Genomic DNA, 2,393 nt, shown 5'->3' with positions numbered 1-2,393 from the left:
CGAGATTAAAGAACAAATACGGTTGACGGTCAATTAAAAAAGCCCCTTTAGGGGCAGTTAGTAAGGAGCCCTTATAGGGCGTTACTAAAACCGCCTGTTTTACAGGCGGATATTTATTTTAAGATAATAGATAAGGAATTCTAATAAATCATTTATTTTCTGTACGAATTACGAACTTTAATCTAAAAATATATAAAAATGTTCGTAAAAATGGTTGAAATTCATAAAATGAGATGATATATTACAGGAGTAAATTAAATATTTCGTCGTATAATGTCGAGGATATGGCTCGTGAGTTTCTACCAAGCTACCTTAAATAGCTTGACTACGATTTAAGATAAATGGAAGAATGCTATTTTTATATAGTTATTCTTGCGAATCGTAGACATGCAACTCTAAATAGGTGCGTGTCTTTTATTTTGCGAAAAAAGGATTAGATTGATTTCTTTTACGCATAATTTAAACACATGTATGAAGTTATATAATTCGAATGACATTACAGACGAGTAATTCGGAGGAAAAAATGAAAAAGTATTTTCAATTTGATGAACTAGGTACTTCATATGGTCGTGAAATATTAGGAGGTTTTACTACTTTCCTTGCAATGGCTTATATATTAGTAGTAAATCCTTTGACTTTAACGTTAAATGACGTAAAAGATCTTCCTGATGCTCTTCGTATGGATTATGGGGCAGTATTTGTTGCTACTGCAGTATCAGCTGCAATTGGGTGTTTCGTAATGGGGATTTTAGCAAAATATCCTTTAGCATTAGCACCTGGACTTGGGCTTAACGCGTTTTTTGCCTATACGGTAATATTAACAAACGGTAGTCCGTGGCAACATGCTTTAGCGGCAGTATTTATTTCAGGGGTATTCTTCTTAATATTAACGTTAACAGGTTTACGTGAAAAATTAATTAATGCCATTCCAATGCAATTGAAATTAGCTGTAGGTGCTGGAATTGGGTTGTTTGTTGCTTTTATTGGTTTCAAAAATGCTGGGATTATCGTAAGTAATCCAAATACGTTAGTAGGACTTGGAAATTTACATGACTCAACAGTTTTACTAGCGATATTTGGTATAGTCATTACTGTCATCTTAATGGTTCTTGGACTTAAAGGTGGCGTATTCTATGGTATGGTTATAACGGCTGTTGTTGGAATGATATTTGGACTTGTGGACTTACCAGAGAAAGTATTATCTGCTCCACCTAGTATTTCACCAACATTTGGATCATTGTTTAGTGCATTTTCTGATCCGGAATTTTATACATTATCAATGCTTTCTGTTATTTTGACTTTCTTATTTGTAGACTTCTTTGATAACGCTGGTACTCTTATGGCGGTAGCAAACCAAGCAGGCTTTGTAAAAGACAACCGTTTACCACGTGCGGGCAAAGCGTTAATTTCCGATTCTATCGCAACAATAGCTGGTTCTATCTTCGGTACTTCAACAGTAACATCATATGTTGAATCATCTTCAGGAGTAGCTGCCGGTGCTCGAACTGGTTTTGCTTCGATTGTAACGGGGATCTTATTCTTACTAGCATTATTCTTCTCACCAGTATTATCGGTCGTAACGAGTGCCGTTACTGCTCCAGCGCTTATTATTGTTGGTATATTAATGGTTTCCTCATTAGGACAAATTGATTGGAATCGTTTTGAATTAGCAGTTCCAGCTTTCCTTACAATGATTATGATGCCTTTGACTGGTTCCATTGCAACTGGTATCGCCGTAGGTTTCATTTTTTATCCATTAACAATGGTTGTAAAAGGTAGAGCTAAAGAAGTTAGTCTTATTATGTATATATTTGCTTTGATTTTCTTAGTATATCTTATAACTGTTTAAATAAAAGGGTTGGAAGTGTAATGCTTCCAACCCTTTTATTATAAGAAGAAACTTAGTTATGTTTAATTACATATTATGAAAAAATAGAGTTTCTTCTATATAATTGTTGTGTGTTTTGATTACATTAGTTTCTAATTATATTGAATTGTTTTACTTTTATATTTGACCTTGCATACTGAAGATTGAGGTGATATAGTAATAAACGTTCTGTTGAAACAATACAAAACAACATCAAAAAATAATTGACACTATAACAATAACTTGTTATAGTAGTTAAAGTCTTATCAAATGAAAATAATGTTGAAATGTTGTTGACAAGTGATTGTTAGTTTGATAAGATATGCAAGTTGCTGTTAATGAGCAACGAGATGAACCTTGAAAACTGAACAACAAAACGTTAATGAAATACAGTTTCAACTTAACAGTTGAAACAAAATTTTGGACATCATTATGATGCCGGTGTAAATTTAGAGCTTTATCAAATTTTCTTTTATGGAGAGTTTGATCCTGGCTCAGGACGAACGCTGGCGGCGTGCCTAATACA

The 2,393-nt window shown here is 33.6% G+C and carries 1 protein-coding gene and 1 riboswitch; the gene reads left to right on the top strand.

All coding sequences use genetic code 11. The features are described from left to right. The first annotated feature begins 246 nt into the window (after positions 1 to 246). A riboswitch (purine riboswitch) is annotated at positions 247 to 348 on the top strand. Positions 349 to 523: 175 nt separating this feature from the next. Continuing rightward, complete coding sequence (locus tag EC501_RS18215) at positions 524 to 1,849, top strand: NCS2 family permease (protein WP_122973750.1); 1,326 nt, start codon at positions 524 to 526, stop codon at positions 1,847 to 1,849. Positions 1,850 to 2,393: the final 544 nt, after the last annotated feature.

This window comes from Lysinibacillus halotolerans, assembly GCF_003711845.1.
Classification (GTDB): Bacteria; Bacillota; Bacilli; order Bacillales_A; family Planococcaceae; genus Ureibacillus; species Ureibacillus halotolerans.
The sequence above is the reverse complement of the archived record's forward strand: the minus strand, read 5'-3'. Positions and strand labels throughout refer to the sequence as shown.